This window comes from Serratia sp. HNCC26DJ244 (assembly GCF_057180565.1).
Window position 1 is genome coordinate 218,505 of record NZ_JBXUGO010000005.1, and the last position, 15,021, is coordinate 233,525.

Here is a 15,021-nt window from a genome sequence, read left to right on the forward strand (position 1 = left end):
GCCACCAGGAGCATTGTCCACTATATAACTAGTACAGCGAATATATAACTGGTGCGGCAATGTGGAGACGATTATAGCAAGCATAAAATAATGCCATGATAAACCGCCCATTTTCGGCGGGTCCAGATTGTAGACAACATGCAAGTTTCCCCCTCTCAAATGCACGCTTAACAACCTGCAGAAATAAAGTCACCATTTAAGCTGACTGGAATCACTGAGTTGAATAAAACTAACGCAAACAATATTAATACGATCCCCCCGAGCATCATGATCACTCGAGCAACCTGCGGAAAATAAACATTAAAAACTGTGCTACTGGTATTAATAAAACGCTCCCGCAGATGGTGCACAAGGGTTGCCAGAATCATGATTGATAGCGCGGTACCCAACGCCATACTCATGGCGGAAATAACCCCCCAAGTAAATATGCCCATTGCATTCGCAAAAACCAGGAGCATGATCGCACCACTACAAGGGCGAACACCTATAGCGGCAATGACCCAAAGGGTATGGCGCCAGTCCCCCGCCAGTTCATTGGCGTTAGGTAAATGCCGATGTCCACAACCACACGTTTCATCGTGACTATGTGCTGGTGGGGCAACGGCAGAGGGTAATACGGATGATCGCTGTAATGTACGGATCGTCAGTGGTCTGGTCATAAATGATTTATCTAGGCGAAATCCACTGGCACGCAGCAATAATATCAGACCAAAACAGGCGATAAGCACCGCACTCCCTTTCTCTACCCAATAGCGACTGAGGCTAAGGTCACCCATTGAAAAATTTAAGATAATCGCCAATATCAAAACGAACAGAATAGCCGTCAAGCCTTGCAACAGACTGCCGAGTAGGGTCACCAAAAGACTGCGAGGCAACTGTTGTCGATGAGTGGACAGATATGTGGTAATTACAAATTTACCATGCCCCGGCCCGATAGAATGGAGAAATCCATAGGCAAAACTGCCCAAGACTAACATGACTCCCCCATTATATTGATGCGCCCGTAGTTGCAGGAGGTAACTTACCAGCGAGCGGTGCATATAAATCTGGGTATTAATGCAGAACTGAACAAAATCCGCCCAATAACGAACGAATACAAAAAGCGATGAAGTAAGCAGTAACCCTATGACTCCGATGCTAATCATACCCGTCAGAGTGATATTGACTGATTGTGTTCTCATGGCTTATCAGACTCAAGTTGTGTGCACCGGGCGACACCCGTATATGCCGCGTTATTCGGCCCAAGCAGGACCACCCACTGAGGGGCTATGATGGGATACATCCCTGTATCCCACCCTACGGGCCGACTGAATGCCGTTCAAATTTGCTCTTGGCAAATTTGTCGGCGGCTGGCACCGCTACGCCCCCTTCAACAGGCTTCCCCTAATAATAGACTTGATCAAGCGTTTTCAAGTTAATTGAGTATATAAGATTGATATTTAATAAGACTGAACGTGCGATATTACTCTTCGAACCACGGGGAAACAGGATCTGGGTAGGTGAGCCACTTCTCGGGCCCTTCCGCCATTTCCTGCTCAGTGAGTAGCGCTGCATCAAGTTGGCTGCGTAATACATTTTCATCCATATCTATCCCGATAAAAACCAGCTCTTGGCGAGCATCCCCTACATCATCAATCCAATGCGATGCGATAAAATCGAGAGATTCCGTATCTGTCGGCCACTCCGATTGCGGAACGTTTACCCACCACATTCCACCTAACCCCTGATGTGCCACACCGCCCGCCTGCGACCATGTTCCAACATATTCCGGACGACTTGCAAGCCAATAATAGCCTTTAGATCTGATGACACCAGTCAACTCATTTTCCATGATTTGCCAGAAGCGTGCAGGGTGAAAAGGCCGACGAGCCCGGAATGTAAAACTGGAGATACCGTATTCATCAGTTTCAGGAAGATGCTCTCCCCGTAATTCTTTCAGCCAACCAGGAGCCTGAGCTGCTCTCTCGAAATCAAACAGACCGGTATTAAGTACCTGCTCTAGCGAAACAACACCATATTGTGCGTTGATGATTTTTGCCACGGGGTTAAGGGAACGGATAATAGCAACGAGTTTCTCTTTTTGAGCCTTATCTATCAGGTCGATTTTATTGAGAATAAGCACGTCACAGAATTCAATTTGCTCAATAAGCAGATCTACAACACTACGTTCGTCTTCTTCACCTAAAGATTCACCACGTGACTGAATACTATCTTCAGATTCATAGTCGTTTAGAAAATTCCAAGCATCGACAACTGTTACCATGGTATCCAGCCTGGCAATATGTGACAGACTCTCTCCATCATCGCCAGCAAAGGTAAAGGTTTCAGCGATTGGTAAAGGTTCAGAAATCCCGGTCGATTCGATCACTAACTGGTCAAAACGCCCCTCTTTGGCCAGTTGATTGACTTCCAGTAACAGATCTTCACGTAATGTGCAGCAGATGCAGCCATTACTCATCTCTACTAACTTTTCATCTGTTCGGGAAAGTGCTGCGCCGCCATCTCTAACCAAAGAAGCATCAATGTTGACTTCTGACATATCGTTAACGATAACAGCAATACGCCTGCCTTCGCGGTTATTTAAGATATGATTGAGCAACGTGGTCTTTCCTGCGCCCAAGAAGCCAGATAACACGGTGACAGGTAATCGGCTATCTTTTGTAATCCCTAGTGAAACCTCTGACATTGCTCACTGTTCTCCCAATACTTTCATCAATAATCCATTAATCGTGTTTACCCCGCCAATTCCGTTACGGGGCTCGTTGACGGTAATCCCGCACAAACATTTGAATGCCACCTCGATATTATTACGTTATAACATAACAATATCAATTGCCAATTTGATCGTTACCATTGAACCCGTGCAGTCATGCGGGAAGAGTTGGCTTTAATAAGCGCGGTCTGTGGAGGATTACCAGGCTAGACAGTACCTGGCCGCGCAAAGCCGGGGAGCTGCTGTATAGCCCGGGGGAATGACGAACCACCAAAGCGCATTATTCTGCCCCTCGCTGGTTATCCGTAAATCTTGCGGCTATGGGGTATAATATTCCACCTTGAGATATCGATATTGATGTTGCCTTTGAAGAAGGATACCAAGATGTGGCGAACACAATCCCCGCGCATTTTATTACTCGCATTTACGCTGCTGGCTCCAGCCGCCTTTGCCAGTACCTGGAATATATGTCTGCTTGATGTACAGATTCGCGCCATCAAAACCAAGGACTACCCGCGACTCGAGGCGCAAATAGTGCGGGTTACCCCAGAAACAGCCAGCGTTGAGTGCCCAACCGTGGGGGAAATAATCACATTTAATCCTGAAACAACGGATTATCAAAAGATAGTCCCCCGCCGCCAATGGCCGAAGAAAGGAGAGATGGTGCAGATTCGCTATCGTTATATTGATGGTATCTGTAAGGGAGAAGGGCGCGACGATTACCCATGCCGTATCAAGCACTATCCGTTGGTTGGTCATTAAGCGCAGGGGCGGTAAATGAAACAGCACCCTGCGACGACATATTCCCAAGTTTATTTAAGTTGCAGCAGAAAAAAACCAGGAGCATAGCCCCCCTGCTAATTACTATTTTGACTAACGATTTAGTAGTCCTCAAATCCCGTGTAGAGCCGGCGAAAAGCCATCGGCACCATCCCTGCCTCGCGCTTGAAGAATTTGACGAAATTTGTTGGTTCGTCAAAACCAAGATCGATGCTAATCCCACCTACGGGTTGCATTGTATGAACCAGCAAACGTTTAGCCTCAAGTACAATGCGCTGAGTTAAATAAGTTTTGGCTGTAACGCCTGTCACAGCCAAAACAGAACGGTTCAGGCTCTTTTCAGAACAACCCAATTTCAACGCATATTGATGAATATGGTGTTGAGTGTGCAGCCACTCTTCAACCAACGCCTTGAAAAGCTGAAATCTATTTGATGCGGCTTTGCCTATGGCATCTTGCGGATTGACGCTGCTACTAACAAATAACTGCAATCGTAACAGTAAATAAAACAAAGCCGTTCTCAACAAAAAATTCCCTTCAGCTTGCTCGTTATATTTCCTAGTATCACGCACCATTTGGGAAATGATCGTCAGCACAGCCTCCTGCTCATCTGCAGGGGGTTCCATCAAAGTCGGCAATAACTCAAAAGTATCATTGATGTTGGTGTTCAGCCTGAGTCCGTGACTTGTCGGTATGGCTTCTGGTTTGAATACGACAAGCCAACCATCCCATTCTGATTCAAAGTCAAAAGTATGCACCTGACCAGGTTTGACTAAAAGCAGACTACCGACCCGGCATCGTATAGGCACAAAGTCCACCAAGTGACTGAAATCCCCTTCTGTAACGACTATCAGGTGGCAAAAATCCACTCGATGAGGCAGGTTCCGCCAACGTCCCGTTTTGGCACGTGATCGCAAGTCACCAAATCGTATTACCTGTACATCCAAGGGTGCCGAATATTTGACTAGCTCAATAGACTGAAATGAAGTCATATGCTCACCCTTTTTTAAAATTGTCCCTATTTTACCATCGAAGGCCACTTTTTTACCTCGATTAAATGACGGTTCTACATAATCATGGTCGCTGTCAAAACGAAGGCGAAAAATTGTGATTGGTGTCGCCCACAGCCCTTGTCTGTGGTGCGGCCACCAAGGTAATCCGAGATGAACTCAGCATGCCAGGCACGTTGAAGGGAATTCGAGATGAGGAATTGCTCCGCAAAGTGCAGCAACTTGAAAAAGCATTGTCTAAATTCATTAACGCCAAACATTGAGATGCATCGACATCCGAATAAATCCGTTCATTACCATCAGGAGTATTTAAAGTGACTAAAGACCAAATTCAAGCAATCGTGGCCCCATTCTACCATCAGGCATTGACTGTCAATCAAGACACCACCGCCACTGCCGTGTTAGAAAAAATCCTCGCAGATAATTTCCAATCCATCAACAGCCAAGAAGTCAAAGACAAAGCGACGCTGATAAAACAAGTTGGTTTTTTCTGGCAATTGATCCCCGATCTGAAATGGGAACCGCAAGATTGGGTGATCGATGTAGATGGAAAAAAAGTCGTCGTGCGCTCAGTGGCAACCGGTACACCAAAAGGTAATTTCATGGGTATGGAACTGGATGGCAGCAAGTCGTTCAAAATCGACACCACCGACATCCATGAAATCGACAACGGCCAGATCGTACGGGTTCACCACCTCGAAGATTGGGCCACTGCGCTAAAGCAGCTTAAGAACTGATTTAATTTCCGTTGCCTGTGGGCGGGAATTGCGACAACGCGAGTGCATAGCGAGCAACTGATGACAATGCTGGATGGCATCAATCACTCAGGGCTGGCAAAATATGTTTTCGGGCGTGGCGTCATCGTTGTTACGGCTCGCATTTGAAACCACAATCTACGCAAATGTGAGCCCTGACAACCACGATCCCGGTTACAACTACCGTATTTATGGTGCCACTAGCATCAACCGACCTGTACCGACAGCATGCTGAGGGCCCCCATTTCGATCCCATCAACCGGGATCGACATCGCTTCTTTGCCATCCCAACTCCCTAGGATGTACAACAGTGGCAGGTAATGTTCTGGCGTTGGGTTCGACAACATCGCCCCTTCATGCTGGTGATAATTCACCAACGGATGATGTTCACCCTGATAATCAAGATGGTCACGGACATATTGGTTAAAAGACTCCGCCCATGGATAGGGGCTGACATCTTGCTGCCATTTCAGCATACGCAGGTTATGTACCACATTGCCACTAGCCACCAGCATCACCCCTTGATCACGAAGGGCTGACAGCTTACGGCCTAGTTGATAGTGATATTCTGCTGGCTGGGTCCCATCAATACTCAATTGCACCACCGGAATATCCGCTTGTGGATACATCTTGATTAAAACTCCCCAGCTACCATGATCAAGCCCCCACTCGCTGGTATCGGCGATAACCTTAACCGGGGCCAGTAAACGTTGCAGTTCTGCCGCCAGTTCAGGCGAGCCGGGTGCCGGATATTGGATATCAAACAATGCCTGAGGAAAACCACCAAAGTCATGGATGGTTTTCGGCTGAGCCATTGCGGTGACTGCGGTCATTTGCAGGTACCAGTGAGCAGAAATAGCCACAATCGCCCTGGGCCTTGGCAATTGTTCACCCAGCGCACGCCATGCCTGCGTATAACGGTTTTCTTCCAACACGTTCATCGGGCTACCGTGGCCAAGAAAAAGAGCGGGCATACGAGAAGTGGTCATAAATTACCCTCAGCTTAGAATAATAATTCGTCTGCCGATGACATTACGCTCTTCACGCAATTAAAAAAGTCAGATAAGTATGATAAAGATTTTCAATAAATTTGAATTACTGTATTTAGCCAATAAAAAAGCCGCATCGCGGCTTTTTTATATTCATCAGTCAATTAACTGACTTTTTTTCCTGTGCCTGACGGTAAGCCACCAGATCTTCGATGGTCAACACCACCATGTCATGTTGCTTGGCAAAGGTGATCACTTCAGGGGCACGTGCCATGCTGCCGTCATCATTGGTCAATTCACACAGCACACCTGCGGGTTTAAACCCTGCCAGGGAAACCAGGTCAACCGTTGCTTCGGTATGGCCTCGGCGGCTCAATACGCCACCGGGTTGCGCACGTAGTGGGAAAACATGACCAGGGCGATGCAAATCACTGGGTTTGGCATTATCAGCAATCGCCGCACGGATAGTGGTCAGGCGATCAGCCGCAGAAACACCGGTGGTGACACCTTGTGCCGCTTCAATGGTCACGGTGAACGCCGTCTGGAATTGGCTGGAGTTATTGCTGACCATCATCGGCAATTCGAGCTGCTGACGACGCTCTTCGGGGATACAGAGGCACACAATACCGCTACAATGGCGAATGGTCAGCGCCATCTGCTCAACGGTCATGGTTTCTGCGGCGAAAATCATGTCACCTTCGTTTTCACGATTCTCATCATCAAGCACCATCACACCACGTCCATTACGCAGTGCCTCCAGAGCATGTTCAACGCGTTCTAACGGCGTACCGAAATCTGAAAGTAGAGTCTGATTCATGGTAAAAAAACCTCATTAATATTATGGATTACCAGAATCAGGGCGATCTTGAGGAGTGGCCATCACAATAGCCGAAAAAATAACGCAAGCGGGCTTCGGCCCGGCAGGTGTCGTTACTCTCTCCCATCCGGACTATCACCGTCGGCTCCGGAATTACACCGGATCTGCTGACCTCTAACCCACTCCAAAGAGACAGGCTGAGCGCTCGCGGGCTTTCACCGTAAAAGATGATTTACCGCCGGTGGGGACTTGCACCCCGCCCTGAGAATAAGCCTACAAACTATAAACCTATCCCCTGTCTCTTTCAACTGAGTTCATCGCAAGAGGTTAATAGTTTATCTGGCAGGCAACACGCATTACACTAGACGGTAGCCACCCAATATCAGAAAGGGAAACACCACCATGATTGACCCGAAAAAAATTGAACAGATCGCACGCCAAGTACAAGAATCGCTGCCTAAAGGCGTCCGTGAATTCGGGGAAGACGTTGAGAAAAAAGTCCGCCAGGTATTGCAAGCACAACTAACCCGCCTGGATTTAGTCAGTCGCGAAGAGTTTGATATTCAGACCCAAGTATTACTGCGCACCCGTGAAAAACTGGCTCTGCTGGAACAGCGCCTGTCTGAGTTGGAAAACCAACGCCACAGCGCAGTAGTCACCAAACCCGAAGAGTAATAGCGGATTTCTCCGCCATCATTATCAGGTGCGAGCCCCTCTAGGTGGGTTCGCAATAACTGTCGGTTCGCAATAAATGTGGCTTTTGCTTATTGCTTGCGGACCACCGCTGGCAGCTTACGCGGCATCACCAGCCAGATAACCACGAACATTCCCAGTGCATACAGGCTTTCCCAGCCAATAATCACCAGCAACAGCAAGCACAGTAACGAGCCGACAATCGCCATCAGCCGGGAGCGCCCCTGTAATATCCGCCAGCCCGCCAGCATACACAGCAGATAAATCAGCACAAAAATCCCATTGGCATAGACCAACAACATATCCAACGGCAATTCCAGGGTATGAATCAGCAAGGTAAAGCTCAGGCAACTGACTGCCACCGCATTCAGTGCATTAACGGGAACCTGCCCAGCGGAGAGTTTAGCTAACGGGCTCGCGGGTCTCTGTTGTGCTTGTGACCACACCAGCCGGGCAAAACTCTGGGTATAAATATTCACGCTGGCAAAGCAAGCCAGATAACCGATGATGCAGGCAACCCATAACGCATGTTCGCCAAAGAGCTGCACCACAATGCCTGGCAGTGAAGCCGCCGCTGCCTGATCCTCACTATATGCATTGAAATGCAACACCGCGACAGTACAGCCCCAATAGACCGCCCCCGCGACCGTCAACCCCACCAGCAACGCCCGGGGAAAATCCCGTTCCGGGTTACGAAATTCTGTCGCCAGATGAGCAAAAGCCTCCAGCCCGACAAAACACCAGAACATCACGGCAAGTGCGTGGAACATATTAGTTGAAGAGATATCGTGGATAGCTGGCCAAGCGATCTGTGCTGGGGTGATCCCCCCTTGCAGCCAGATCGCCACCACCAATGCGATCACCAAAAGAGCGATCAACGTCTGAATATTCGCGCTGGAACCAGCACTACGTAGGCCCAGTAACCAAATCACCACCAGTGTGGCGATTTCAACCAACAGTAATTGATTAGAGCCCCAACCAAATGCCGCTTGCCAGAAACCCACCGCAATCTGCAAGGCCGCAGGCAACCCCACCGGGATCACGGAAAGAAATAGCCAGGCGGTGACTTTGGCCATTCGCGGGCCAAACGCCAGGCCAACAAAGTGCGCAGCCCCTCCGGCACTGGGAAAATGGCGCCCCAATGCGGCAAAGGCAATGGCAATCGGAAAGACCAATATCAACAATATTGGCCAAGCCCACAGGCTGTCACTTCCCGCCACCAGTGCAGCCAAGGCGGGTACGGCAAAGACCCCGGTACCCAACAGTGAAGTGGACAACAGCCCCACGCCTTGTAACAAACTGAGTTCTTGCTTTAGTCCGCTCACTGTACACCGCCTTGTAAACCCAACCACCATACAAACAAATTGTAGCCGAGTTAATGGCCCTTAGTTACTGGAGCGATCCTTGATGGCTTTAATGATATTGGTCGTTGATAACCCATCCTCAAAGTTTAGTACTTTGACCTCACCGCCATTAGCCCAGACTTCAACACTACCGGCAATTTCATGCGGTTGATAATCGCCACCTTTGACCAACAGATCAGGCAAAATATCGGCGATAAGACGCTGCGGGGTATCTTCTTCAAACGACACCACCCAATCGACAGCTTCCAGTGCAGCTAACACCACCATGCGGTTTTCCAGCGGATTAATTGGCCGGGTTTCCCCTTTCAGGCGTTTAGTGGACGCGTCACTATTCACTGCAACAATCAGGCGATCACCCAATTTACGGGCGTTTGCCAGGTAAGAGACATGGCCGGCATGGAGAATATCGAAAATGCCATTGGTCATCACCACTTTCTCACCCCGTTGGCGCGCCTGTGCCACGGTCTTTTTCAGTTCAGCTTCGCTCATGACACCAAAACCGGTTTTTGCCCGGCCACGAATGGCATTTTCCAGCTCAATAGGGGAAACGGTGGAGGTACCCAATTTACCGACCACCACACCAGCGGCAGCATTAGCCAGGAAACAGGCATCTTCCAAGGTATTGCCTGCGGCCAGTGCCGCGGCCAACACACCGATAACCGTATCACCGGCGCCGGTCACGTCGAACACTTCTTGCGCCAGGGTAGGCAAATGCAGCGGAGCCTGCCCCTGTTGTAACAGGGTCATCCCTTGTTCTGAACGGGTAATTAACAATGCTGACAACTCATACTCCGCCACCAGCTTGATGCCCCGCTCAACCAATTCGGCTTCACTCTTGCAATGACCAACTACCGCTTCAAACTCAGACAGGTTTGGCGTCAATAAGGTGGCCCCGCGATAACGTTCAAAATCGGAGCCCTTAGGGTCAATCAATACCGGTACCTTGGCAGCACGCGCCAACTGGATCATCCCTTGTACCTGGCTCAACGCCCCTTTGGCGTAATCCGATAAGACTAGCGCACCAATTTGCGGCAATGCGTGCTGAATGCGATCAAAGATCGGCTGTTGATCAACGTTAGAGAAGCCTTCTTCAAAGTCGAGGCGAATCAACTGTTGATTACGGGAAAGTACCCGTAACTTGGTAATCGTAGGATGGGTAGACACCGACACAAAATCACAGCGCACATTCACTTCACTGAGTTTGGTATTCAGGGCTCGTGCGGCGTCATCAATCCCCGTCAGCCCGACCAGACGAGAGTTGGCACCCAGCGAAGCGATATTCATCGCCACGTTCGCTGCACCACCTGGACGCTCCTCGATAGCCTCAACCTTGACTACCGGCACCGGCGCTTCCGGTGAAATACGGCTGGTCGGCCCGTGCCAATAGCGATCCAACATGACGTCACCCACCACCAATACACTGGCACGGTGAAAATCTGGCAGTGTCACTTTCATCCAATAACTCCCAACAAGTGATATTTCTCATGATTCAAGCGGCAGGAACCCCTTCGCTCACTGCCGCTAGCCATATGATGAGTACAAAAAAAATTTGGCGAATATTAACATAAAAGCCGAAGTAGCCGTAAAAACTGACGACAAATTACCCCAACCATTTACGCCAACTGGCACATACCTGATCACGCTCAGCCGCAAACAACGTCTGACTGACTTTACTGGACTGTTCTTGCAGTGCCAGGTGGTGAATTTCATCACGCATGGTGACATAGGCCGTGGTTAACGCCTGCGCCTCCTGTTCCGGCATGATGTTATAATTGGCCATCAGCTCGAAGATCCGCACATTATCCGACCAACGCGTTAAACGCGGTTCCCCCCCGGCATAACGCAACACCAGGTATTGGGCGATAAATTCAATATCGGTGATGCCACCTTCATCGGCTTTGATATCAAATAGATCACGCTGCTTACTCCCTAAATGGTGGCGCATCTTTTCCCGCATTTCCCGCACTTCTTGTTGCAGTTTGGTGACCTCGCGCGGTTTACACAGAATCTCGTGGCGGATGTGGTCAAATTGCTGATGCAATGCCGGGTCGCCATAGACAATACGCGCCCGCACCAACGCCTGATGTTCCCATGTCCAGGCCTCGTTACGCTGGTAGTCGGCAAACGCCTCTATCGTGCTCACCAGCATCCCCGCCGCACCGGAAGGGCGCAGGCGGGCATCCACCTCGTAGAGAATACCGGAAGAGGTACGGGTGCTGAACAGATGCATGATTCGTTGTGCTAAGCGCAGATAAAACTGGCGACCATCAATACAACGTTCGCCGTCAGTCATCACTTCCGGTGGGCAATCCAACAGAAAGACCAGATCGAGATCTGAGCTGTAGCCCAATTCCCAGCCCCCCAGCTTACCGTAGCCGATAACCGCGAACCCGCGCCCCTCACGCTCATGTAAATGGGTGGGTTGACCGTAACGGGCAGACATATCCATCCAGGCCTGCTGCACCACCGTATCAATGATGGCTTCTGCCAGATAGGTTAAGTGATCACTCACTTTCATCACTGGCAGAACTTCAGCAATATCTGCGGCGGCAATACGCAATTGCTGCGCCTGCTTGAACTGGCGCAATGCTTCTAACTGCTGCTCTTCATCATCTTCCGGGACCCGCAGGCGGTATTGGCGCAATTCACTGCAATACGCCCCTGGAGCCACCGGTTGATACAGCGTGGAGGTATCCAGCAATTCATCCAACAGTAGCGGATAACGTGCCAATTGGCTGGTGACCATCGGTGATGCCGCACAAAGACGAATCAGGTGGCTAAGGGCCGCATGGTTTTCCATCAGCAGCTCAAGATAGGTGGTGCGGGTAACAATGCTCAGCAGTAATTGACTCAAGCGCACCAACACCGTGGTCACATCATGACGTGGGCACACTTCAGCCAATAGGCGTGGCATCAATTGATCCAACACATCTCGCCCACGTGGACCGATAGTCCGCTTGTCTACATCATGACGGAAGCTGGCAATGGTATGCAGCATCTGCTTGCGCGACTCTGGATTCAGATGGGGCGTCAAAGGGGCCAGTTCGTTCTCATCCAGCGCATCCTGCCAGAGGCTATGGAAATGCTGATAGTTGGGATCTTCACCCACATCCGGGCTGTCGTCGCCAATCAGCTCATCAAACACTGCTCGCACTTGCTGCATATGGTTATCCAGCAGGGTGACCAGCGCTTGCCAATCCGCTTGCCCCATCCCCCAAGCCAAGCGAGCCTGATCCAGCTCATCCTGCGGCAAGGTTTGCGTTTGTTGATCACCAATCGCCTGAAGCAGGTTCTCCAAGCGCCGTAGCAATAGATAGCTCTCACTGAGTGAAGCAACCTGTTGCTCAGCCAGCAGCCCTAACGCCCCCACGGCTTGCAATGTGGGTAACAGCGAACTCCCTTGTAAATCCGGCTCACGCCCACCGCGGATCAATTGGAATACCTGGGTAATAAACTCAATTTCGCGAATACCGCCGGCACCCAGCTTGATATTGTCTTTCAACCCCCGCCGCCGCACTTCACGGGCGATCATGCTCTTCATATTACGCAGCGACTGGATCACACTGAAATCGATATAGCGACGGAACACAAAGGGCCGCAACAGGTTACGCAGTTCCTGACTGTAAGGGTCTTCCGCCCCGCCCATCAAGCGCGCCTTCACCATGGCATAACGTTCCCAATCCCGCCCCTGCTCTTGGTAATAATCCTCCAGCGCGGCAAAGCTCATCACCAAGGGCCCGCTATCACCAAAGGGCCGCAGGCGCATGTCGACACGATAGACAAAACCATCAATAGTTTGCTGATCCAGCACCTTGATCACCCGTTGCCCCAAACGGGTAAAGAACTGGGCATTATCCAACTCACGCCGCCCGCCCTGAGTGTGACCATTTTCCGGATAGGCGAAAATCAGATCGATATCAGAAGAAAAATTCAGTTCCCCACCGCCCAGTTTGCCCATCCCCAGGATCAGCAATGGCTGGGGTTCGCCCTGGGCATTACAAGGGGTCCCCCATTCGCAACAGCAGGTTTGATATAGCCAGTCACGGGCGCTGACGATCAGCGTTTCCGCCAAGGCGCTCAACTGCTGCAGTGTATCTTGCGTTGAACACAACTGTAGGGCCTGCGCCCAGGCAATGCGCACCAGGCTTTCACGGCGGAACAGGCGCAATACCTGCATTAACTGCCCTTCGTCACGCACATCTTCAAGTGTGTCCTGCAACCAGGCGGCATAATGCTGCCACTCATCCGCCACTGGCGGTTGCTTGCGCAGCGTCTCTAACCATTCCGGGTGGTGAAGCAACATGTCACTGACAAAATCGCTCGACACCAGAACAGCCTGTTCGGTGTTACTGAGCACCATTTCGGCACCCAACGTTTCCTGAAAACGCTGCACAATATTCTGTGCCTGGCGCTTTAATGCAGCAGAGAGTGGCAACATAGTGATGGACCTGTGCTGTGGCCTGCCAGCCATGATTAATAAACTTGGGTATAGACCCTTTAACTTAACCAAAACGACGCATGGGAAAGCGCCTGTTTACGACAAGATTCATACCAGCCCTGGCGATTCTCGGCGACAGCAGATTGCAACTCACGCCAACCCGCAATATAGGGTTCGGTTTCGCTATCAGGATAAGCGCCAGACAGTAATAGCAACGACAGTACCTGCCGGGTCAAACGTGGCAATTGCTCTTGGTAATCATCTTCGCTCAGTCTCTGCGCGAAAGCCGCTTTCAACTCCGCCACACAGCGCGCCAACATAATATCGCAGAAACGTTTGAAGGAACCGCCCAGCTTGACCTGTGCTTTACTATCAATAAAGGGTCGCCATGCAGCGGTCACTAACCACGACGTAAGTACCAACTTACCTTGCAGGTACTCTGGGCTGTAACACAACACCTGAGGCTCGGTGGTTTTTGCCTCCAGCAACGGCTCCAGTGCCGTCAAACAGGCGCGTAAATCCGTACTGGCTTTACGAGGTACCAGACCACCAAACAACACCAGCGTCTGGCGAATCAACGCTATCGCCTCTATCACCCCGTGACGGGCCTGTTGGTCACCACGTAACCAGAGCTCTTCATGATATTGCCAATGACTCAACGCCTGCTCACAGGCAGCCACCATTCCCTGTTCCACGGTGGATTTAGCCGCCAGTTTCAGTACCTTTAGCGGCTGCCGCTCACGGGGGACATTACCTTGCGCCAAGTGGTAACCGCGAGCGGCCTTGCTCAGGCTCCCCTGCCGCAAACCACCTTGTTCAGCCAATTTTGCCGCCAAAGCCAGTAAATCCGCCGTTTCGCCGCTTTTCAGCTCCAGCTCCAGTTCGCATATGGCTTCACTGTCTTCACCTGCACGTACCTCGCCTTGGTCAAAGCCAATCTCGACCTCGCTGTTACCGTAAGTAACCACCCACTTCTCACGCACAAAATCAGTGCGAAACAGCGGCTGCAACGCCTTTTGCAACGGCAGCAACTTGCAACCCTCTGGCCAGATATCCGCAGGGAATTTTTTCAAGCCCAGCGTGGGTTTAGCGATGGCAACATTATATTCTGGCCGCTGATGCAGCCCCCCAATCACCGAACCGGCGGTTTTAAGGGTCATCTCGTATTTGCCATCACAACCACGAATACGCAAACCCATATCATGGTTGCGCATAAAGTTATCGGCAGTTTCATAATAAATATTGGTTAGCTGCTGCGGTGCCACATGCTCATTAGGCCAGGCCGCAAATCGCTCGGAAAGCGTATCGACCGCAGTGGGGGAAACAATAAACTTCAGTTCTATTTCAACACTCATTTTGTTTTTATACTCTAAATCATGCCAGTTATATAAAGACACCAACCACTCACATTCCGCTCTGCTTACCCTGTCAAATCATCCGCAAGTTTGCGGGTATTCTGCAA

12 protein-coding genes and 1 riboswitch are annotated in these 15,021 nt (G+C 50.3%); of the genes, 3 read left to right on the forward strand and 9 right to left on the reverse strand.

Going from position 1 to position 15,021, the window contains the following annotated elements:
- Window positions 1-167: 167 nt before the first annotated feature.
- Together AC2A06_RS06565 and zigA are read right to left on the reverse strand one after the other, a co-directional pair.
- Complete coding sequence (locus AC2A06_RS06565; protein WP_484379757.1) at window positions 168-1,181, reverse strand: nickel/cobalt transporter; 1,014 nt, start codon at window positions 1,179-1,181, stop codon at window positions 168-170.
- Between the two features lie 281 nt (window positions 1,182-1,462).
- Window positions 1,463-2,686 carry a zinc metallochaperone GTPase ZigA gene (gene zigA, locus AC2A06_RS06570; protein WP_484379758.1) on the reverse strand — a complete coding sequence of 408 codons (1,224 nt, stop codon included), beginning with the start codon at window positions 2,684-2,686 and terminating at the stop codon, window positions 1,463-1,465.
- Between the two features lie 411 nt (window positions 2,687-3,097).
- Between zigA and AC2A06_RS06575 the strand changes: the two genes are divergently transcribed.
- Window positions 3,098-3,475 carry a hypothetical protein gene (locus tag AC2A06_RS06575; RefSeq protein ID WP_484379759.1) on the forward strand — a complete coding sequence of 126 codons (378 nt, stop codon included), beginning with the start codon at window positions 3,098-3,100 and terminating at the stop codon, window positions 3,473-3,475.
- A gap of 119 nt (window positions 3,476-3,594) precedes the next feature.
- Here the strand turns inward: AC2A06_RS06575 and AC2A06_RS06580 are convergent, their stop codons facing one another.
- Window positions 3,595-4,533 (reverse strand): helix-turn-helix domain-containing protein, encoded by a 939-nt coding sequence (locus AC2A06_RS06580; RefSeq protein WP_484379760.1) that lies wholly within the window; start codon window positions 4,531-4,533, stop codon window positions 3,595-3,597.
- 284 nt (window positions 4,534-4,817) lie between these two features.
- On the opposite strand from AC2A06_RS06580, the gene AC2A06_RS06585 reads away from it, so the two are divergent.
- Window positions 4,818-5,240 carry an ester cyclase gene (locus AC2A06_RS06585; RefSeq protein ID WP_484379761.1) on the forward strand — a complete coding sequence of 141 codons (423 nt, stop codon included), beginning with the start codon at window positions 4,818-4,820 and terminating at the stop codon, window positions 5,238-5,240.
- Between the two features lie 224 nt (window positions 5,241-5,464).
- Here the strand turns inward: AC2A06_RS06585 and ygiD are convergent, their stop codons facing one another.
- Together ygiD and ribB are read right to left on the reverse strand one after the other, a co-directional pair.
- The gene (gene ygiD / locus AC2A06_RS06590) at window positions 5,465-6,247 is read right to left on the reverse strand and encodes a 4,5-DOPA-extradiol-dioxygenase (RefSeq protein WP_484379762.1); all 783 of its coding nucleotides are present in this window, start codon (window positions 6,245-6,247) and stop codon (window positions 5,465-5,467) included.
- A gap of 160 nt (window positions 6,248-6,407) precedes the next feature.
- Window positions 6,408-7,064: a 3,4-dihydroxy-2-butanone-4-phosphate synthase gene (gene ribB / locus AC2A06_RS06595; protein ID WP_484379763.1), complete on the reverse strand. Its 657-nt coding sequence runs from the start codon at window positions 7,062-7,064 to the stop codon at window positions 6,408-6,410.
- A gap of 111 nt (window positions 7,065-7,175) precedes the next feature.
- Window positions 7,176-7,337: riboswitch (FMN riboswitch) on the reverse strand.
- A 129-nt stretch (window positions 7,338-7,466) separates the two neighbouring features.
- On the opposite strand from ribB, the gene ubiK reads away from it, so the two are divergent.
- The gene (gene ubiK / locus AC2A06_RS06600) at window positions 7,467-7,739 is read left to right on the forward strand and encodes a ubiquinone biosynthesis accessory factor UbiK (protein WP_473196753.1); all 273 of its coding nucleotides are present in this window, start codon (window positions 7,467-7,469) and stop codon (window positions 7,737-7,739) included.
- 89 nt (window positions 7,740-7,828) lie between these two features.
- Here ubiK and yjeH read toward each other — a convergent pair whose 3' ends face one another.
- From yjeH to AC2A06_RS06620, 4 genes are all read right to left on the reverse strand, one after another.
- Window positions 7,829-9,082: an L-methionine/branched-chain amino acid transporter gene (gene yjeH, locus AC2A06_RS06605; RefSeq protein WP_484379764.1), complete on the reverse strand. Its 1,254-nt coding sequence runs from the start codon at window positions 9,080-9,082 to the stop codon at window positions 7,829-7,831.
- Window positions 9,083-9,142: 60 nt separating this feature from the next.
- A complete protein-coding gene (gene hldE / locus AC2A06_RS06610) occupies window positions 9,143-10,576 on the reverse strand; it encodes a bifunctional D-glycero-beta-D-manno-heptose-7-phosphate kinase/D-glycero-beta-D-manno-heptose 1-phosphate adenylyltransferase HldE (protein WP_484379765.1) in 1,434 nt (477 codons plus the stop codon).
- A 145-nt stretch (window positions 10,577-10,721) separates the two neighbouring features.
- Entirely contained in the window at window positions 10,722-13,559 is a 2,838-nt protein-coding gene (gene glnE / locus AC2A06_RS06615; RefSeq protein ID WP_484379766.1) for a bifunctional [glutamate--ammonia ligase]-adenylyl-L-tyrosine phosphorylase/[glutamate--ammonia-ligase] adenylyltransferase, read from the reverse strand.
- Window positions 13,560-13,618: 59 nt separating this feature from the next.
- The gene (locus AC2A06_RS06620; protein ID WP_484379767.1) at window positions 13,619-14,914 is read right to left on the reverse strand and encodes a CYTH and CHAD domain-containing protein; all 1,296 of its coding nucleotides are present in this window, start codon (window positions 14,912-14,914) and stop codon (window positions 13,619-13,621) included.
- Window positions 14,915-15,021 lie beyond the last annotated feature (107 nt).